This is a genomic window from Stenotrophomonas genospecies 3, assembly GCF_054473855.1.
The window spans coordinates 93,509-111,938 of record NZ_JBTMUR010000013.1 but is presented as its reverse complement, the minus strand read 5'-3'; the positions used below and the strand labels follow the sequence as shown (position 1 = coordinate 111,938).

Here is an 18,430-nt window from a genome sequence, read left to right as displayed (position 1 = left end):
GATTACTCCGCCAGGTCCTGCGGCGAGATGTCATCCACCAGCCGGCCGTGGTCAAGGATCAGCACGCGCTTGCGCATGCGGCGCAGCAGCGGCAGGTCGTGACTGACCACCAGCACGCTGGTGCCGCGCGCGGGCAGCTCGGCGAACAGGGCCATGATCTCCGCCGCCAGGGTCGGGTCGAGGTTGCCGGTCGGCTCATCGGCCACCAGCAGCTTGGGCTCACCGACAATGGCGCGGGCGATGCCGACGCGCTGCTGCTCACCGGCCGACAGCTGCGAGGGCAGCGCCTTCTCGCGATGGCCCAGGCCCATCCGCTCGAGCACCGAGCGCACGCGCTTGTTGATGTCGCTACGGCGGGTGCCGCGCAGGATCAGCGGCAGCGCCACGTTCTCGGCAATAGAGCGGTCCATCAGCAGGCGGTGGTCCTGGTAGACCGCGCCGACCGCGCGTCGATGGCGGGGCACGTCGCCACCGCGCACCTTCAGCAGGTTGCGCTCGTCGAACACCACCGCGCCGCGGCTGGGCCGCTCGTCCAGGTGGATCAACTTGAGCAGGGTGCTCTTGCCCGCACCGGAATGGCCGGTGACGAACAGCATCTCGCCCGGCGCGACCTCGAAGCTGACATCGGTCAGCGCCTCGTGGCCACCGGCGTACTGTTTGCTGACATTGTCGAAGCGCAGGACACTCATGCCCCGATTATGCAGGAGCGGCGCGACGGATCGGTAGCGCCATCGGTAGTGCCGGCCGCTGGCCGGCAGCTTCGTGGGTTGCCGGCCAGCGGCCGGCACTACCCTGCCCCATGGGGCACCACCATCGGCGGATCAGCTGCCCGACAGCATCCGGCGGATCTTGCGGCCGATGCGGGTCAGGAACGAATCGCCGGTATCAGCAGCCGTGCGCACCGGCTTGGCCACCACCTGCACCGGGGCGACCGGGCTGGCACCATTGCCGGCGGCGTTCTGCACACCCTCGGCACCTTCGACCGGACGGCCGTGGCGACGACGACGGCGCTTGCGCGGCTTGTGCTCACCGTCCACCGCACCTTCCGGTGCGCCTTCAGCACGCGGCGGGCGCGGCGGACGCGGGGCCTGCGCGGCAGCGCCTTCGGCACCGGCGGCCGGGGCGGCAGCGCCCTGCTCGCCTTCCACGCGCGGCTTGCGCGGGCCACGCGAACGGCGCTCGCCGCTGCGCTCACCGTCGCGGCCACCGCGGCCACCACCACTGCCGGAACGGCCGCCACTGCGGCCACCGCCACGGCGCTCTTCCTCGGCAGCGCGGGCTTCGCGCGCTTCGCGGAAGATCTGGCCGACGCTTTCGTTGTCCTCGCCTTCCTCGCCCGCAGCCGGGGCCGGGCGTTCCGGGCGCGGCAGCGGGGTCAGCAGTTCCTTGGTGACCGGCTCGGACGGAATCTTCTGCTCGATGTAGGCCTCGATGTCCGGCAGGCCCATCGCATAGCGTTCGCAGGCGAAGCTGATCGCATCGCCCTCTTCGCCCAGGCGCGCGGTACGGCCGATGCGGTGCACGTAGTCTTCGGCGTCGAACGGCAGGTCGTAGTTGTAGACGTACTTGATGCCATCGATGTGCAGGCCACGCGCGGCCACGTCGGTGGCCACCAGGATTTCCAGCTGGCCCTTCTGGAAGCGGTTGAGCAGGCTCTCACGCTTCTTCTGCGGCACGTCGCCGGACAGCACGCCGACACGGTAACCGGCCTTTTCCAGCGAACGGGCGACGCGTTCGACGAACACCTTGGTGTTGACGAAGACCATGGTGCGCGCGCCTTCGCTGCGCGACAGCAGACCCAGCAGCAGCGGGATCTTCTCGTCGTCGGCCGGGAAGTAGATGCGCTGGCGCACGCGCGCGGCGGTGATGGTCTCGGCCTCGACCACCAGCTTCTGCGGTTCGTTCATGTGCTCGTAGGCCAGCTCCAGCACGCGGTGGCTGAGGGTGGCACTGAACAGCAGGGTCTGGCGGGTGGTGCGCTCGGGCATGCGGCGCAGCAGGAAGCGGATGTCCTTGATGAAGCCCAGGTCGAACATGCGGTCGGCTTCGTCCAGCACACAGATCTCGCAGGCGTGCAGCGAGACCACCTTGTGCTGCTTCACGTAGTCGATCAGGCGGCCCGGGGTGGCGATGATCACGTCCACGCCCTGCTGCAGCAGTTCGCGCTGCTTGTCGTAATCCACGCCGCCGTAGACCAGCGCGAATCGCAGGCCCAGGTCGGAACCGAACTTCACTGCATCCTTGTGGATCTGGATGGCCAGTTCGCGGGTCGGGGCGAGGATCAGCGCGCGCGGATCCTCCGGCTTGCGGTCGGCCAGGGCCGGACGCGTCAGCAGGCGGTTCACGACAGCGACCAGGAAGGCCAGGGTCTTGCCGGTGCCGGTCTGGGCCTGGCCGGCAACATCACCACCGGGCAGCGCGACCGGCAGGGTCAGCGCCTGGATCGGGGTGCAGCGGGTGAATCCGGCTCCTTCAAGGCCGGCCTGCAGGGCCGGATGCAGCTCGAAGGAGGAGAAGGTCAAATCGGTCAGCGGTTTGTCGCTCATGAGTCCGTCTTGGTATGGCCGCCGGCCCGTGGGGCGGCTGGCACTTCATCGTCTAGGGGCACCGTCGCAAACTGCGGCCCCTGCGGCGGGTTGGCAGGCTGGGACCACCCGGTCCGCGCGCCGCACAATGCCCCAGTTTAACGCACTCGGGCCGGCAAACCGGAATGAGCTGTCTCATAAAGTCAAGAGACGGCACCCTTCACCCAGCCACACCGGACTTGAACGGCCCAGCCAGGGCCGCTGGTGTCGCCCGCTGCCAGCCCCATGTACAGGAAGACAGTGAAATCCGACACATACCAGGCATCGAAGCGATCACGATACGCTGGGTTCCAGCCGGCGCCTGTCCCCGCCCTGCGATAGGGGTACACTGCCGGCCGTGAGCGTCCAGGCATCCCGCCGAACGCACCGCGGCAGTGCGCCGCGAGGCAACGACGAGGGTCGCGCCACCGGGCATGGCCCAGTTCACCCACCTCCGGCATGGCCGGGTGCAATCCAAGACGAGAAACCAAGATGAGCGACAAGGTTGTACATGTCGGCGACGCCGACTTTGATAGCGCAGTGCTGAATTCCAAGGAACCGGTGCTGGTCGATTTCTGGGCCGAGTGGTGTGGCCCGTGCAAGATGATCGCCCCGGCGCTGGACGAACTGGCCGATGCCTACCAGGGCCGCGCCAAGATCGCCAAGGTCAACGTCGACCACAACCGTGCGCTGGCCGCCAAGTACCACGTGCGTTCGATTCCGTACCTGGTCGTGTTCAAGGACGGCGAGAAGGTCGGCGAGCAGATCGGTGCGGTGGGCAAGGCCCAGCTGGCTGGCCTGCTGGACAAGGCCCTGGCCTGATCCTGCTGTTCTCCGGCAGCCGCCGACCGCGGCTGCCGGCGGGCGCCCCGCGCCCATGATGAATGCTGTTCCCGGCGACCCTTGCGTGGCGCCGCAGGCCGATGATAGTGTCGGCATATCCGGCCGCGTTCGCGTGCCGCACCCTCTGGACGCAGTTTCTTCCAGACCCATTCCCAACGTTCGCCGCCCCAGCCGGGCGCTCGCACCTTCAAGCGAGGAATAACGCTCTTGTCCGATAACACTTCCGAAACCGGCAGCGCCGATGCGCCCGCCGAAAAGCGCGTGCGCAAGCCCCGCGTGAGCAAGGCCGCCGCTCCGGCAGCCGCCGAAACCAGCGCCGCGCCGGCGCAGCCGACCCTGCCGCTGGCCGCCGCGCCCGAGGCACCGGCTGCTGCCCCTGCACCGAGCGCGCCCGCCGCCGAGGCCCCCGCCAGCAGTGGCGGTGGCGAAGGCGGTGAGGGTCGCGAATCCGGCCAGCCGCGCCAGCAGAACCACCAGGGGGGCGGCCAGAACCAGGGCCAGAACCCGTACAACCAGAACGGCCAGCAGGGCCAGGGGCAAGGTCAGGGCAACCGCCGTGACCGCTTCCGCAACCGCCGCGACCGTGACCGCAACAACCGCTTCCGCGACGATGGCCTGCCCAACGACGGCGGCGAGCAGCAGCCGTTCGTGCCGCGCCCGCACGCCAACGTGCCCGAGGGCTTCCCGGTCTACTCGCTGAGCGACCTCAAGCGCATGCCGGCACAGAAGCTGCTGGAAATCGCCGAGCAGCTGCAGATCTCCGAAGGCGTGGCCCGTGCCCGCAAGCAGGACGTGATCTTCGCCCTGCTGAAGGTGCTGACCCGCCACGGTGACGGCGTTGCCGCCGATGGCGTGCTGGAAATCCTGCCGGACGGCTTCGGCTTCCTGCGCGCGGCTGAAGCCAGCTACCTGGCCGGCCCGGACGACACCTACATCTCGCCCAGCCAGATCCGCCGCTTCAACCTGCGCACCGGCGACCACATCTCCGGCCGCATCCGCTTCCCGAAGGACGGCGAGCGCTACTTCGCGCTGAACATCGTCGACACCATCAACGGCGAGCCGATCGAAGCGTCGAAGAACAAGGTGCTGTTCGAGAACCTGACCGCACTGTTCCCGCGCCGCCGCTTCACCCTGGAGCGCGGCAACGGTTCGTCGGAAGACATCACCGGCCGCATCCTCGACCTGATGGCCCCGCAGGGCAAGGGCCAGCGCTCGCTCATCGTGTCGCAGCCGAAGGCCGGCAAGACCATGATGATGCAGCAGGTCGCCACCGCCATCACCACCAACCATCCGGACGTGCACCTGATCGTGCTGCTGATCGACGAGCGCCCGGAAGAAGTGACCGAAATGCAGCGCACCGTGCGCGGCGAGGTCATCAGCTCGACCTTCGACGAGCCGGCCGCGCGCCACGTGCAGGTGGCCGAAATGGTCATCGAGCGCGCCAAGCGCCTGGTCGAGCACAAGAAGGACGTGGTGATCCTGCTCGACTCGATCACCCGCCTGGCCCGCGCCTACAACAACGTGGTGCCGAGCTCGGGCAAGGTGCTGACCGGTGGTGTGGACGCCAACGCCCTGCACCGCCCGAAGCGCTTCTTCGGTGCCGCGCGCAACGTGGAAGAAGGCGGCAGCCTGACCATCATCGCCACCGCGCTGGTCGATACCGGCTCGAAGATGGACGAGGTGATCTACGAAGAGTTCAAGGGCACCGGCAACAGCGAAGTGCACCTGAGCCGCCGTATTGCTGAAAAGCGCGTGTTCCCGGCCATCGACATCAACCGTTCCGGCACCCGCCGCGAAGACCTGCTGATCGAACCGGAGCTGCTGCAGAAGATCTGGATCCTGCGCAAGCTGCTGCATCCGATGGATGAAATGGCCGCGATGGAGTTCCTGCTCGACAAGATGAAGAACACCAAGTCCAACGACGAGTTCTTCGGTTCGATGAAGCGCTGATCCCTGGCGCTGCATCAGAAGAAACCTGCCGCTCGCTGCGGCAGGTTTTTTTTTGCCTGCAGGGCGACGCACTTCACTTCGCTGGCGCCCGCTTTTGGCGATAATCCGCGCGATACCCTGCCCGGCCCCCGTGGGCCCGGCCACCGATTCCCGCTGTCGCCCCTTCCGGAGAACCGGTCGGGTCCAGCCTCCTGCCGGATCCGTCGACGCATGCGAACGCTGTCTCCCCGCCTCAACCTGGGCAAGCTGATCCTCGCCCTGGCCCTGCTCAGCGCCATCATCGCGCTGGCCAACACCCTGCTGGCCAGCTACCGGGTGCAGCGCGACCAGCTGGTCGGCAATACCCTGGAAGCCAACCGCGTCTACGCCACCAAGCTGGCCGAGACCACCCAGAACTTCCTGCTGGCCGCGCAGCAGCAGCTGGCCTATGCCGCGACCCGCCTGGGCGAGGACGACCTTGATCCGAAGCAGGCCCAGGATGAAGCCAGCCGCCTGCAGCTGCAGTCCAGCAGCTTCAACTCCTCGCTGGTGGTGGACGCCGACGGCCTGGTGATCGCCACCTCGCCGCAGACCCTGCAGCTGCAGGGTGAGGTGCTGCACAGTGTCGGCAACAACGCGGCACTGGCGGCGCGCCAGCCGATGATCAGTGATCCGTACCAATCGGCCACCGGCAAGCTGCTGGTGTCGCTGTCGCACCCGATCTTCGACCGCCAGGGCCGCTATCGCGGCTATGTAAGCGGCACCCTGTACCTGCGCCAGCGCAGTGCACTGCACACGCTGCTGGGCAAGCACTACTACCGCGACGGTTCCTACCTGTACGTGGTGGACCGCAATGGCCGCCTGCTGTACCACGCCGATGGCAAGCGGGTGGGTGACTACGTGGTCGGCAACCCGGCGGTGAAGGCCGTGGTGCGCGGAGAACGGGGCGCACAGCAGGTACGCAACAACCGCGGCGTGTCGATGCTGGCCGGCTATGCACCGGTGGCGGCCACCGGCTGGGGCATCATCGCGCAGCGCCCGACCGAGGCCACCCTGCAGCCGCTGTCGCGGTTGATGACCGCAGTGATCTGGAATGCGATTCCACTCGGCCTGCTGTCGCTGCTGGTCACCTGGTGGTTCGCGCGCCGCATTTCGATGCCGCTGTGGCAACTGGCGCGCAATGTGCAGGGCGGCGAAGACACCGGCAACGCGATCAACCACGTCAGCGGCATCCGCGCCTGGTACTTCGAGGTCGCCCAGCTCAAACAGGCGGTGCTGCACAGCTTCAATGCGCTGCAGGATCGTATCGGCACGCTCAACCGTGCCAGCCGCACCGACCCGCTGACCGGCCTGCTCAACCGCCGCGGGCTGCAGCAGGCGCTGGATGCGCTGCAGGTGCAGGGCATTCCGTTCGCGATCCTGGCGCTGGACATCGATCGCTTCAAGTCGATCAACGACAGTTACGGGCATGACGTCGGCGACAACGCCATCGTCCACATCGCCGACCAGATGCGCCGCTACTCGCGCGACAGCGACATCCTCTGCCGCGCCGGCGGCGAGGAGTTCCTGCTGCTGCTGCCGGGCATCAGTACTGAATCGGCCCGCCAGGCCGGTGAACGCCTGCGCCAGCACATCGCCGACCATCCGTTCGAACCGGTCGGCACCATCACCGTATCGCTGGGCGTGGCCCACTTCCCCAGCTTCCACGTCGACGCCGAGCAGGCATTGCGGCTGGCCGACAAGGCGCTGTACATGGCCAAGGAACAGGGCCGCAACCGGGTGGTGGTCTACCCGTACGCCGACTGACGCGGAGCCGGGCTGCCCGGCTCCGCAGCGGGTCTCAGCCCTGCGCCAGCGGGGTCAGCAGGCGCAGGCCGCGCTTGGCGCCGTCCACCATGTAGACGCCGCCTTCCGGCAGCAGATCGCTGCCGACCTGCTCGACCGGGTCCGCCTCGCGCCACGGGACGGTCTGCCGCGGCCCCGGAATGAAGGCGCGCCAGCGGCCATAGCGTTCCGCCACTGCATTGGGATCATTGTTCAGGGCGAAGTTCACCGGGATGCGAACCGTCCAGCTGTCCCGGGTGCTGTCCTCGCCGGTGGTCGGCGGCTTGAAGGTCCACGTGCGGGCGGTGCTGACACTGGCTCTGGCCAGGATGTCACGCATCTTCGCCAGGGTCCGCTCAGGTGCGACCACGGCCATGTTCACCTGCTCGGCGGCCACATCGGCCACTGTTCCGTCACGGGCCACCTTGACCAACAGCAGCACCTCACCCTGGCCACCGTTACGGTAGGCCGCTTCCGGGTAGCGCGGCGGCGTCATGTGCAGCTGGGTCACCGAATCGGTAGCCTTCGGATCGTACTCGCTGAAGTCGACACTGGTCATGCTGATTTCATAACCGCCATCGGCCGCAGCCTTGCCGCGCAGGCGAACGCGCAAAGGGGCCCGCGTGGCCACTGCCTGGCCATCGCGCAGCGTGGGCTCGAAGCGCCAGCCACCGATGGTACCTTCCACGAAGGAGGCGATGCTCGGGGCCACCATGGCTTTCTGGTCCAGCACCAGCGAACGGACCGCGCCCTCCGGCGTGACCTCGATATGACCGGACAGCACCATGCTCATTTCCGCAGTCGCACGTACAGCACGTGCGGTCTGCGCAGTTGCATCGCCTGCAAGCAGGGGGGCGCCGGCACCTACGGCCAGCGCGAGGGCGAGAAACAGTGGGGAACGCATCATTGCCGGATCCTTGGTGATGAACGGCGAGCCTATCCCAGTCCCAGCCGCGATGACAGCCGGTTCACGCCAGCCGGTGTGCGCCCGCGTAGGGTGGCGTGTCCGGATAATCACCCCGGGCGAAGCGTTCCTGCAGGCCCTGCCACCAGCCCGGGTCGAACAGGTGCCGGTAGTGCTCGCGCACGGCTGCCAGCTCCGCAGCAGGCAGGCCCATGAACGGACCGAAGCGCTCGGGAAACACGTCGCGCGGGCCGACATGGAACCAGGGCTCGTCGGCCATCGCTTCCTCCGGCGTGCGTGGCTGCGGCCAGGCGCGGAACACGCAGTCGCTGACCAGGCACAGCTCGTCATAGTCATAGAACACGGCCCGGCCGTGCCGTGACACACCGAAGTTCTTCGGCAGCATGTCGCCGGGGAAGATGTTGTTGCGCGCCATGTCGGTGATCGCCTGCGCGTAGTCGAGCACCGCCGCGCGCACCGCCTCGCCGGACTGCTCGCGCAGGTACAGGTTCAAAGGACGGAAACGACGTTGCACATAGCACAGTGCGACTTCGACCTCGTCGCCATCGACACGTACGCTCTGCGCGCACTGCTGCAGCAGCTCTTCCAGCAGGGCCGGCGCGAAGCGCTCGCGCGGGAAACGCAGGTGGCGATAAGGCTGCGCATCAAGCAGGCGGCCGACACGATCGAGATTGAACACCAGCGCGTACTTCTCTTCCACCTGCTGCCGCGACATTGCCTTGGGCCAGGCGAAACGGTCACGGATCAGCTTGAACACCAATGGATAACTGGGCAGGGTGAACACCGTCATGACCATGCCCGGCGTGCCTTCGGCATGCACCAGCCGTTCCTGCGGATGCTCGTTGAAGTGGCGGAAGAAGGTACGGTAGCGCTCGGTCTTGCCCTGCTTGGCACGTCCCAGCACCGTGTAGATCTCGTCGATCGGCTTGCCCGGCAGCAGGCTGCGCAGGAACACCACCGCGTCGCCCACGGTGCCCAGGTCAGCCTGGAAGTAGCTGCGCGACACGCCAAACAGATGGGCGACATCACGGCGCCGGGTCAGCACCGCATCGGCACGCAGGCCGCGCGCATCGTTGACCAGGGCAATCACGCATGGCGAAAAGCGATGCTCGCCGAACACGCGGCCAACCAGGTAAGCGCGGCGCTCGCGGTAGAACACCGTGTCGAGCAGTTCGATGCTGCGTACCGGCGTGTCCCCCCAATGGGCGAGATCGTCCTGCAGGCGCACGGCGATGGCCGCCGCACAACGCAGCTGGTGCGCATAGGGGATGTCGAAGCGGTAGTCGGCCAGCACGCGTTGCAGGGCCTCCACCGGCCGCGTCGGCGAGACCGCGTAGGTATGCCGCGCGACCGGATGGGTGATTGCATCGGAGGGCTCGACGTCGAAAGCAATGAATTCCAGCGCCGGGTCCACGCCGCGGGTAGCGAACAGGCGCCGCGACAGCGTGTTGTAGAAGGTCTTGTACAGCTCGGCGTCGATCAGGCCCTGCAGCAGCCCGCTGTACTGCGCGTGCACCTGCAGCCACAGCGCACGCTCGCCGATCGCGTCACCGGCGAGGCGGCGCAACGCATCCATCTGCTCGGCGATGCACAGGTCGTACAGGGCGATGCGCTCGACCGCATCCTGTCGCGCACCAGCCCAATCGCGCTGCTCGAAGCGCTGCCGCGCCCGCGCGGTGATCGCCGCGAAGCGGGCATGGTACTGCTCGAAACCATCGCGGATGGCACCGGCGATACGCGGCGCCAGTACGGTTGCGATGACAGGCTCTGACATGCACGGCGTACCCGGGAAGGACCGTCCCCACCATACGCTGGCGTGGGGTGGCTTGTGTAGAGTCGAGCCATGCTCGACTGCTTTTGGCCGAAGTCGAGCAAGCTCGACTCTACAACGCGCCGGTGGATCAGATCGCCAGTTCGGCCTCCACGTCCTGCACCTTGCGCCGCGCCAGCGCCAGGTTGGATTTGGTCCGGTCCAGCACGATGTAGAAGAACAGGCCCTTCTTCTTCGCCACCGGGCGCATGATGTGGTACGCCTTGCCCAGCGAGATCAGGATGTCCTCGATGCTGTCGTTGAGGTTCAGCGACGCGGCGGTCTTCATCTTGGCGCGGATCACTTCAGTGTTGCCGGCGGCGGCCACTTCCATGTCCATGCCGGCACCGGCTTCGCCCAGCAGCATGCCGCTTTCGTAGTCGACCAGCGCCACTGCCTGCGCGCCGTCGATGCCCATCAGTGCGTTCAACGATTCATTCAATCCAGCCACGTCGCACCCCTTGTCGATGTTGGTTCGAGCCCCTCGTTCCCCTGCGGCCGGGCTCACGATCCGCCGAGTTCGGCCAGGATCGCCTGGCCACATTCCCTGCTCTGCCACAGCACCTGGCCGATCACGCTGCACTGGTCGCAGGCCGCCATCAGCAGCAGCGGTGCGCGCCCTTCGGCCTGGATCGCCAGCATCAGCACCTTGCCGCCCGCGGCTTCCAGCATCAGCGTCTGCAGATCGCCCAGCAGCAGTTCGCGGCCCACTGCCGCGGCCAGCGCCAGCATCGCACTGGTCATCGCCGCCAGCCGCTCGCCGCGCCCTTCGGCACCGGCACTCACCAGCGCAAAACCATCGACGCTGGCCAGCACGACCGTGCGCACGCCTTCAACACGCTGCAGCAGATCCTGCAGCAAGGGCTGCAGGCGCTCTCGCTGGCCGGCATCGGGCAGTACCGCCATCTGCCCGTCAGCCATGCGCCGCCACCAGTGCGTGCGCTTCCATTTCGCTCATCAGTACATCCATCAGCAGCAGTCCCTGTTCGCGCTCACGGGCATCCACCGCCAGCAGCGGCAGCGGCTGGTCGTCAAGGCAGGCACGGGCGGCCCACTCATCCAGTGTGGCCTGCGGTGCCTGGTCCAGGTGGGTGACCGCCACCACCAGTGCCAAGGATGATGCGAACGGCTGCAGCACCTGCAGGTAGTCCTCCAGTTCGCTGGCCAGACCGGCGCGGCGCGCATCCAGCAGCAGCACCGCGCCACGCGCGCCCTGCAGCAGGATCGGCCACAGGAAATCGAAACGCTGCTGGCCGGGTGTGCCGTAGAGACGCAGGCGTTCGCCGTTGGGCAGGTCGATGTCTGCGTAGTCCAGCGCTACGGTGGTGGAGGCCTTGTCGGCGCCGAGGCGATCACTGTTGGCCACATCCGTGTCGACCACCGCGCCAGCCGCAATGCTGCGTACCAGGGTCGACTTGCCGCTGCCCATGCCGCCCAGCACCACCACCTTGTGCTCACGCATTGCGTTCGCTCCCGCGCAGGTGCCGCCACAGGCGGGCAAGCAGGCCGTTGTCGGTGCGGGTGCCACCTGTCGCCATCAGCGGCGTCGCCGGTGCAGTCTGCAGCTGCGCGTAGCCGCACAGGTAGGCGGCATGGATGAAATCGCGCACCGCCGCAGCCGGCAACTCAAGCAGCATCACGCACTCGTCAACCGTGCACGCGCGCTTGAGCAGCAGCGAACACAGGCGGAAGCCATCATGGTCGTGGCCCAGTACGCGGAAGTCCGGCCAGCGCAGCAGCTTCACTGAAGCGCCACGCAGGCGTTCGTCCAATGCCTGCCAATGACGGCTGCGTTGCGCCCACTGCCACAGCAATGGCCGCAGCGGTTGGCGTGGCCGCTCACCAGCCAGCGCCTGCAGGCGTGCCGGCGTCAGCGCATCCAGTTGCAGGCGTTCGAAGGCATCGGCCAGACGCTCCACCAGCGCCGCAGCCGGTTCCTGCAGCAGCACGGCCTGGTCGTGCTCCAGATCCATCAGCAGCAGAGGCTCGCCCGCATCACTCAACAGTGCCTGCCCCTGTCGCAGCGGCAGCCGCTCGCGCAGCAGGCGGGTGATGGCGTGTGCACCATCGGCCAGACGGATCGGTGCGGGTGCGTGCATGGCCATGGGCTCCGGTGCCAACTGCATGCGGCGCAGCGCGCGGCCGATGGCACCATCGTCAAGCACGTCCTGGTGCCCATCACCGTCACGCAGCTGGCCGCCCAGGTCTTCGATCCAGCACTGCAGTCGCGGACGCTGCTGACGCATGCGCTGGGCCGCGTTGCGCAGCGCCGGCGTATCGCGGATGACCAGCAGATCGCAATCATCCAGGTCCTGGCTGCGGCGGATCTGGCCGTCCGGCAGGGCCGATGCCACGCGCAGCCGCTGCAGCAGGGCCTGCTCGCCCTGGATGTCGGTTCCCACTACCAGCACGCGTGCCATCCGTGTTCCCCGTGCGGCCACCTCCCCGGTGGCCTCGCGTCGCCAAGGCTAGGGCATCGCCAGCGGCAGCCGTCGTGATCGACTGCTCAGATCGAGGGCGGTTGCAGGCTGTCTCCTATCCGTTCTGCGACGGCCATCGCGGGCAAGTTTCATGCCCCTTTGACGGCATTCCGACAGCCGATGGATGTCACGGTTCTGGTCCCCGGTAGATCGACGCCATGCGTGGATGAAGGGCCGCAGTAATCCTGGCCCACAAAGAAACCCGCGCCGAAGCGCGGGTTCCGGTGTCACGGCCGAGCGGCGATGGATCAGCCGCGCAGCTGCTCCAGCGCGGCGTTGAAGGTCGCGCTCGGGCGCATCGCCTTGCTGGCCTTGGCCACGTCCGGGCGGTAGTAGCCGCCGATGTCCACGGCCTTGCCCTGCACCGCGATCAGCTCGTCAACGATCTTCTGCTCGTTGTCGGTCAGCGCCTTGGCCAGCGGGGCGAAGCGTGCCTTCAGTGCGGCGTCTTCGTCCTGCGCGGCCAGGGCCTGTGCCCAGTACAGCGCGATGTAGAAGTGGCTGCCACGGTTGTCGATGCCACCCAGCTTGCGCGACGGCGACTTGTCGTTGTCCAGGAACTGGCCGTTGGCTTCGTCCAGCGCCTTGGCCAGCACACGGGCGGCGGCGTTGTCGTAGCGGTTGCCCAGGTGTTCCAGCGACGCGGCCAGAGCCAGGAACTCACCCAGCGAATCCCAGCGCAAGTAGTCCTCTTCAACGAACTGCTGCACGTGCTTCGGGGCCGAACCACCGGCGCCGGTCTCGAACAGGCCGCCACCGGCCATCAGCGGCACGATCGACAGCATCTTGGCGCTGGTACCCAGCTCCATGATCGGGAACAGGTCGGTCAGGTAGTCGCGCAGCACGTTGCCGGTCACCGAGATGGTGTCCTCGCCCTTGCGGATGCGGTCCAGCGAGAACGCGGTGGCTTCCACCGGCGGCAGGATGCGGATGTCCAGGCCGCTGGTGTCGTGGTTCTTCAGGTACTGCTCGACCTTGGCGATGACCTGCGCGTCGTGGGCGCGGGCGGCATCGAGCCAGAACACGGCCGGGGTGCTGCTCAGGCGGGCGCGTTCGACGGCCAGCTTGACCCAGTCCTGGATCGGCGCGTCCTTGGTCTGGCACATGCGCCAGATGTCACCGGCTTCCACGGCGTGCTCGAACACCACGGTGCCGGCATCGTCAGTGACCTTGACCACGCCATCGGCAGCGATCTGGAAGGTCTTGTCGTGCGAACCGTACTCTTCGGCCTTCTGCGCCATCAGGCCGACGTTCGGCACCGAACCCATGGTGGCCGGATCGAAGGCGCCGTGCGCCTTGCAGTCGTCGATGACGGCCTGGTACACACCGGCGTAGCAGCGATCCGGAATGACCGCCTTGGTGTCCTGCAGCTTGCCTTCGGCGTTCCACATCTTGCCGGAGTCGCGGATCATCGCCGGCATCGAGGCGTCGACGATCACGTCGCTCGGCACGTGCAGGTTGGTGATGCCCTTGTCCGAGTTGACCATGGCCACGCCCGGACGCTGTGCGTACTCGGCGGCGAGGTCGGCTTCGATCGCAGCGCGGGTGGCTTCCGGCAGCGACGGCAGGCGCGCAGCCAGGTCACCGATGCCGTTGTTGGCATCGAAACCCGCCTGCTTGAGCACGTCGGCGTGCTTGGTCAGCACGTCCTTGTAGAACTCGTTGACCGCCACGCCGAACATGATCGGATCGGAGACCTTCATCATGGTCGCCTTCAGGTGCAGCGAGAACAGCACGCCCTGGGCCTTGGCATCGGCGATCTGCTCGCCGATGAAGGCGGCCAGTGCCTTGCGGCTCATGACGGCGGCGTCGACGATCTCGCCGGCCTTGACCGCGGTCTTTTCCTTCAGCACGACGGTGCTGCCGTCCTTGCCGTGGAAGGTGATCTTCAGCGAACCGGCGTTGGCCAGGGTGGCCGACTTTTCGCTGCCGTAGAAATCACCGGCAGCCATGTGCGCGACGTGCGACTTCGAATCCGAGGCCCAGGCGCCCATGCGGTGCGGGTGCTTGCGCGCATAGTTCTTCACCGACAGCGGTGCGCGGCGGTCGGAGTTGCCTTCGCGCAGCACCGGGTTCACCGCGCTGCCCTTGACCTTGTCGTAGCGCGCCTTGTAGTCGCGCTGCTGGTCGTCAGCCGGGGTTTCCGGGTAATCCGGCAGCGGATAGCCCTGGTCCTGCAGTTCCTTGATGGCCGCCTTCAGCTGCGGCACCGAAGCGGAGATGTTCGGCAGCTTGATGATGTTGGCGTCCGGGGTGGTCGCCAGCTGGCCCAGCTCGGCCAGGTCGTCGCTGACCTTCTGCGCGTCGCTCAGCAGCTCAGGGAACAGCGACAGGATGCGGCCGGACAGCGAGATGTCACGGGTTTCCACCACGATGCCGGCAGTGGCGGTGTAGGCACCAACGATCGGCAGCAGCGACTGGGTGGCCAGGAACGGTGCTTCGTCGGTCAGCGTGTAGAGGATCTTGGACATGGGGGACTTGGACTCTGTAGCAATGCTCAGGGGAAGGCCGGCGCCAGCGCCGGGCCACGTGCAACCGTGTCACTTCCCCCGCCGCCGTCAGGGTGGGCGCGCGGCGGGGAAACCCCTGCATTGTCGCGTTTTCAGCCGCGCGGGGCAAAGCCGTGCCATACGCAGCGGTACTGGACCGCTGTGTTTCGTCGTTGGCTCGCTTCCGGTCTGGAAGCTGAGGCTTGATGGCTAGTTCGACTTCGCGCTCGTGGAGGAACGCATGACCCATTCCGACAATCGCGGCCCCCACTCGGCACGCCTTGGACAGGTCAATGTCTGTGAGCGCTTGCTTTGCTGGAAGTTGCAGATGCGCAATCCCCCAACGACGGCGGCCAGGCTGGCGAGTTCATCAGCCGTCGCTGCAGAGCCGCGGATGTGCAGCGAACCGGCGCCAGACGATCCGGGTCGAACGTAGACGTCGTACCGGGTGGAACCTCCTTCCGCCCTTGCATACCCCGACACGACATATCCGCCGTCCGTGAAGCGCAGATCCGGCGTGCTTCCTGACGCAGGCTTTTCGGGGGCATCGCCCTCGTAGATCAAGGCGACTTCCCTACCTTCATACCTGATTCGGTGCAGACCAAAGTCAACGGGTGCCTCGTAGGTCACGGACATGCCTGTCGGCACGCGCAGGCAGGCGCCGTACAGAAAGTGGTCGCAGCTGTAGCTCCACAGGCTAGATTCCTGGGCCCACGAGGTGAGCGGGCACAAGAAAGCGAAGAAAACCAAAATGCGTGCAAGCATCTCAACGCTCCCGTTTTTGAACCGCCGAATCGCCTTCCACAATTCCACCGATGGTATGGCTGTCAACCACACCGGGAACCCTATTCATGATTCCGTCGCCACGTGCAGGATTGGGCAGCCCCGTCGTCTTGTCATAAAGATCATCCACACCGCCAAGATGTGACACTTCATGAGGAACAACACCCTTGTCAAATCTATCCAGGACATTGATCTCGCCCTTCTTTCCGCCCAACTCCGCGAAACTCCGTCCGCTGCGGTGGGAGGTTTCCCCGTTGACAAGCTTTAGCTCATTACGGGCGGCCCGCGGAGTGCTTCCGAGTATCGCCCAATAAAAAAGGACGCAGCCTCGCGGCTGCGTCCATCGTGAGCCCTGCCGGGAGAGAGTCGGCAGGACTTACTTGACCTCGAACTCCTGCGGCGTTCCGGCCGCCTTGCCATCGACGGTGACTTCGGCGCGGTACTTGCCGGCCGGCCAGCCCTTTGCATTCTTGAACGTGACGTTGGTGGTTTCCGCACCACTGGTGTTCAGGGTGGCGTTCTGTTCGCCGGCCACCTGGCCGTCCTGGTAGGTCAGCTTCGCGCCAACGGTGACGTTGTTGGCGGCACCGTCGGTCTTGACCGAGACGATGACGTCATCCTTCGGTGCGAACAATGCCGTCGTTGCAACCGACTTGTCGGCGGCTGCGGTCTTGCCGACGGTGACGGCCGAGACGCTGACGGCAGCGGCTTCTGCCATCGGCGGCGGTGCGCCGGTCATCGGCGCCGGTGCTGCCGGTTCGGCCGGAGCGGTCGCTGCCGGGGCGGCGTTGCTGTCGGTCGACTCTTCTTTCTTCTTGCAACCGACCAGGGCAACGCTGCCCAGCAGGGCGGCAATCAGGGCGGTCTGGAGCGGGGTGGTCTTGATCATTCGGGGTTCCTCCCAGGGATTGTCGGACGGCGTTCGATCGCCGTTTACTTCGGCGGCAGTTTCAGGGTCTGGCCCGGGAAGATCTTGTCCGGGTCGTCAAGCACATCGCGATTGGCTTCGAAGATCTTCTTCCAGGCATTGGCGTCGCCCAGATGCTGCTTGGCGATCTTCGACAACGAGTCACCCTTCTGCACGGTGTAGGTGCCGCCGCTGACGACGTCTGCGGTGCTGTCCACCGAAGCGCTGACGCCAGAGAAGTCCGCCTTCGGCACCTGCTCGGCGGTACTGTCGACGCTGCCACTGACGCCGGAGAAATCGGCTTTCTTCTCGGTACTCATCCACAACTCCCGTCTGCATGACTACGTGGTTCGCACGGTGCCATGGCGGTTGTTAAATGGGGATGGTGCAGATGTGAAGCCGCCCCCGGGGGCGGCTGAACAATCGGGAGAGACGGTGCCCGGTAGTGCCGGCCGCTGGCCGGCTTGCGCTGGCCCTGGATGCGGGCTCCCTGCGGTTGCCGGCCAGCGGCCGGCACTACCCGTAACCGCCTGCGGCGGTTATTGCCGCAGTTCGCGGTAGGTCGCGGCCGGGGCAGCGATGCCGGGGCTGGCGCGCCAGGGATTGATGTCCAGGCCACCACGGCGGGTATAGCGGGCCTCCACTTCCAGCCACTGCGGCTGGCAGCGGGCGGACACTTCGCTGAAGATCCGCTCAACGCACTGCTCGTGGAACTCGGCGTGCTCGCGGTAGCTGACCAGGTAGCGCAGCAGGCCCGCGCGGTCGATCTTCGGCCCACGGTAACGCAGGCTGACCGTTGCCCAGTCCGGCTGGCCGGTGACCGGGCAGTTGGACTTCAGCAGCGACGAGACCAGGGTCTCCTCCACCACCTCGCCCGCGTCGGCAGTCAGAAAGTCCGCCTGCGGCGGGCCGTAGCAGTCGATCTCCACATCCAGCCCGTCGATGGATTCACCGAGCGGCGTCTCACGCAGGCCCGGCAGGCCGAACTCGATCTGGACCGGCGCACCGGCGCAGGCAGACAGGTCGTCGACGATGCGCGCGCGCAGTGCCTCGGCGCTGTCGATACGGGTGCTGTTGAGGGAATTCAGGTACAGCTTGAACGACTTCGATTCGATCAGCCGCGGCGAGGTGCACGGCACCTGCACGGTGGCGACGGCGACCTGCGGCTTGCCACGCGTGTCGAGCCAGCTCAGCTCGAAGGCATGCCAGCGGTCATGGCCGACGAACGGCAGCGCGGCGTCGTCGAGGCCGATCTCGGCGCGGGCACCGCTGCGGGGGATGGGAAACAGCAGGCCGGGATCGTACTGCGACGGGTAACTGACCTCGCGACCGAGGCTGGAATCCTGTGGGGTGTTCATGGGGGTCATTGTATCGCGCGGACGGCGGGTCTTCGGCCGGGCCGGCCAACGGCGGAGCCCCTCCGTGGTGGGTGGGTCGCAGGAAGCCCCGACTCCCGGATGCGGGCCGGGCGGGTGGGGCTGGCGGGGACGCCGTGAATCCGTCCCTGGAGGCTTAGCCGCGCCATCCATGGCGCGGATACCCCGCCATCCCCACCCGCCCGGCCCCCGGACACATTTCTGCCGCCGATCCACCACGGGAAAGATCAGAAAAATCAAAATCAAAAGCCGATGCTTCAGACGTTCATGACGTCCGCCGTGTCGACCAAGGTCGACACCCACCAGAAGCAGAATGTCGTTCCGACAGTTCGCGGGAAACCGTCGAAGGCGGGGTGGGTCCGGTGGCAGGGGCGTGAGCCGCATGGATGCGGCGACCGAGGCTACAGGGACGTACTTGCGCCGTCCCCTGCCACCGGACCCGCCCCGCCAACCCACAGATAGCCGGCTTCTGCCGTTGCTCCGGCTGTTGCCTTGGCCTC

The 18,430-nt window shown here is 66.8% G+C and carries 17 protein-coding genes; 3 read left to right on the top strand and 14 right to left on the bottom strand.

Annotation, left to right across the window (positions count from 1 at the left end):
• Positions 1 to 2: 2 nt before the first annotated feature.
• Both ftsE and rhlB read right to left on the bottom strand, forming a co-directional pair.
• Entirely contained in the window at positions 3 to 689 is a 687-nt protein-coding gene (gene ftsE, locus ACX9OT_RS17355) for a cell division ATP-binding protein FtsE (RefSeq protein ID WP_032129538.1), read from the bottom strand.
• A 132-nt stretch (positions 690 to 821) separates the two neighbouring features.
• Positions 822 to 2,546, bottom strand: a complete 1,725-nt coding sequence (gene rhlB / locus ACX9OT_RS17350) for an ATP-dependent RNA helicase RhlB (protein WP_277778236.1) — start codon at positions 2,544 to 2,546, stop codon at positions 822 to 824.
• A gap of 510 nt (positions 2,547 to 3,056) precedes the next feature.
• Between rhlB and trxA the strand changes: the two genes are divergently transcribed.
• The 3 genes from trxA to ACX9OT_RS17335 all read left to right on the top strand — a co-directional run bounded on the left by trxA (position 3,057) and on the right by ACX9OT_RS17335 (position 7,142).
• A complete protein-coding gene (gene trxA, locus ACX9OT_RS17345) occupies positions 3,057 to 3,386 on the top strand; it encodes a thioredoxin (RefSeq protein ID WP_005411275.1) in 330 nt (109 codons plus the stop codon).
• 228 nt (positions 3,387 to 3,614) lie between these two features.
• Complete coding sequence (gene rho / locus ACX9OT_RS17340) at positions 3,615 to 5,357, top strand: transcription termination factor Rho (RefSeq protein WP_029379723.1); 1,743 nt, start codon at positions 3,615 to 3,617, stop codon at positions 5,355 to 5,357.
• A gap of 210 nt (positions 5,358 to 5,567) precedes the next feature.
• On the top strand, positions 5,568 to 7,142 hold the full coding sequence (locus ACX9OT_RS17335) for a sensor domain-containing diguanylate cyclase (RefSeq protein WP_032130287.1): 1,575 nt from the start codon (positions 5,568 to 5,570) through the stop codon (positions 7,140 to 7,142).
• 34 nt (positions 7,143 to 7,176) lie between these two features.
• Here ACX9OT_RS17335 and ACX9OT_RS17330 read toward each other — a convergent pair whose 3' ends face one another.
• From ACX9OT_RS17330 to queF, 12 genes are all read right to left on the bottom strand, one after another.
• The gene (locus ACX9OT_RS17330) at positions 7,177 to 8,067 is read right to left on the bottom strand and encodes an energy transducer TonB (protein ID WP_032130286.1); all 891 of its coding nucleotides are present in this window, start codon (positions 8,065 to 8,067) and stop codon (positions 7,177 to 7,179) included.
• A gap of 61 nt (positions 8,068 to 8,128) precedes the next feature.
• Positions 8,129 to 9,859, bottom strand: coding sequence for a bifunctional isocitrate dehydrogenase kinase/phosphatase (aceK, locus tag ACX9OT_RS17325; protein ID WP_277778234.1), 1,731 nt, complete (start codon positions 9,857 to 9,859; stop codon positions 8,129 to 8,131).
• A 127-nt stretch (positions 9,860 to 9,986) separates the two neighbouring features.
• Positions 9,987 to 10,346 (bottom strand): hypothetical protein, encoded by a 360-nt coding sequence (locus ACX9OT_RS17320; RefSeq protein WP_005419760.1) that lies wholly within the window; start codon positions 10,344 to 10,346, stop codon positions 9,987 to 9,989.
• 53 nt (positions 10,347 to 10,399) lie between these two features.
• Positions 10,400 to 10,816: a roadblock/LC7 domain-containing protein gene (locus ACX9OT_RS17315; protein ID WP_459003018.1), complete on the bottom strand. Its 417-nt coding sequence runs from the start codon at positions 10,814 to 10,816 to the stop codon at positions 10,400 to 10,402.
• Positions 10,809 to 11,357, bottom strand: coding sequence for a GTP-binding protein (locus ACX9OT_RS17310; protein WP_277778233.1), 549 nt, complete (start codon positions 11,355 to 11,357; stop codon positions 10,809 to 10,811). Before ACX9OT_RS17310 ends, ACX9OT_RS17315 begins: the two co-directional genes overlap by 8 nt.
• Positions 11,350 to 12,315: a hypothetical protein gene (locus ACX9OT_RS17305; protein ID WP_132810897.1), complete on the bottom strand. Its 966-nt coding sequence runs from the start codon at positions 12,313 to 12,315 to the stop codon at positions 11,350 to 11,352. Before ACX9OT_RS17305 ends, ACX9OT_RS17310 begins: the two co-directional genes overlap by 8 nt.
• A gap of 308 nt (positions 12,316 to 12,623) precedes the next feature.
• Positions 12,624 to 14,846: an NADP-dependent isocitrate dehydrogenase gene (locus ACX9OT_RS17300; protein ID WP_277778232.1), complete on the bottom strand. Its 2,223-nt coding sequence runs from the start codon at positions 14,844 to 14,846 to the stop codon at positions 12,624 to 12,626.
• 228 nt (positions 14,847 to 15,074) lie between these two features.
• On the bottom strand, positions 15,075 to 15,629 hold the full coding sequence (locus ACX9OT_RS17295) for a hypothetical protein (protein WP_223224701.1): 555 nt from the start codon (positions 15,627 to 15,629) through the stop codon (positions 15,075 to 15,077).
• 1 nt (position 15,630) lies between these two features.
• Complete coding sequence (locus tag ACX9OT_RS17290; RefSeq protein ID WP_134951482.1) at positions 15,631 to 15,861, bottom strand: hypothetical protein; 231 nt, start codon at positions 15,859 to 15,861, stop codon at positions 15,631 to 15,633.
• 162 nt (positions 15,862 to 16,023) lie between these two features.
• Positions 16,024 to 16,536 (bottom strand): hypothetical protein, encoded by a 513-nt coding sequence (locus tag ACX9OT_RS17285; protein ID WP_032130280.1) that lies wholly within the window; start codon positions 16,534 to 16,536, stop codon positions 16,024 to 16,026.
• Between the two features lie 44 nt (positions 16,537 to 16,580).
• Entirely contained in the window at positions 16,581 to 16,874 is a 294-nt protein-coding gene (locus ACX9OT_RS17280) for a LysM peptidoglycan-binding domain-containing protein (protein ID WP_005419771.1), read from the bottom strand.
• Between the two features lie 219 nt (positions 16,875 to 17,093).
• Positions 17,094 to 17,912, bottom strand: a complete 819-nt coding sequence (gene queF, locus ACX9OT_RS17275) for an NADPH-dependent 7-cyano-7-deazaguanine reductase QueF (protein ID WP_132810899.1) — start codon at positions 17,910 to 17,912, stop codon at positions 17,094 to 17,096.
• Positions 17,913 to 18,430: the final 518 nt, after the last annotated feature.

Bases quoted from the DNA above. Each gene is read 5' to 3' on its own strand.
- ACX9OT_RS17330 (WP_032130286.1), bottom strand. From the start codon at position 8,067: ATGATGCGTTCCCCACTGTTTCTCGCCCTCGCGCTGGCCGTAGGTGCC.
- aceK (WP_277778234.1), bottom strand. From the start codon at position 9,859: ATGTCAGAGCCTGTCATCGCAACCGTACTGGCGCCGCGTATCGCCGGT.
- rhlB (WP_277778236.1), bottom strand. From the start codon at position 2,546: ATGAGCGACAAACCGCTGACCGATTTGACCTTCTCCTCCTTCGAGCTG.
- ACX9OT_RS17305 (WP_132810897.1), bottom strand. From the start codon at position 12,315: ATGGCACGCGTGCTGGTAGTGGGAACCGACATCCAGGGCGAGCAGGCC.
- ACX9OT_RS17285 (WP_032130280.1), bottom strand. From the start codon at position 16,536: ATGATCAAGACCACCCCGCTCCAGACCGCCCTGATTGCCGCCCTGCTG.
- trxA (WP_005411275.1), top strand. From the start codon at position 3,057: ATGAGCGACAAGGTTGTACATGTCGGCGACGCCGACTTTGATAGCGCA.
- ACX9OT_RS17295 (WP_223224701.1), bottom strand. From the start codon at position 15,629: ATGCTTGCACGCATTTTGGTTTTCTTCGCTTTCTTGTGCCCGCTCACC.
- ACX9OT_RS17300 (WP_277778232.1), bottom strand. From the start codon at position 14,846: ATGTCCAAGATCCTCTACACGCTGACCGACGAAGCACCGTTCCTGGCC.
- ftsE (WP_032129538.1), bottom strand. From the start codon at position 689: ATGAGTGTCCTGCGCTTCGACAATGTCAGCAAACAGTACGCCGGTGGC.
- queF (WP_132810899.1), bottom strand. From the start codon at position 17,912: ATGAACACCCCACAGGATTCCAGCCTCGGTCGCGAGGTCAGTTACCCG.
- ACX9OT_RS17335 (WP_032130287.1), top strand. From the start codon at position 5,568: ATGCGAACGCTGTCTCCCCGCCTCAACCTGGGCAAGCTGATCCTCGCC.
- ACX9OT_RS17280 (WP_005419771.1), bottom strand. From the start codon at position 16,874: ATGAGTACCGAGAAGAAAGCCGATTTCTCCGGCGTCAGTGGCAGCGTC.
- ACX9OT_RS17310 (WP_277778233.1), bottom strand. From the start codon at position 11,357: ATGCGTGAGCACAAGGTGGTGGTGCTGGGCGGCATGGGCAGCGGCAAG.
- ACX9OT_RS17315 (WP_459003018.1), bottom strand. From the start codon at position 10,816: ATGGCTGACGGGCAGATGGCGGTACTGCCCGATGCCGGCCAGCGAGAG.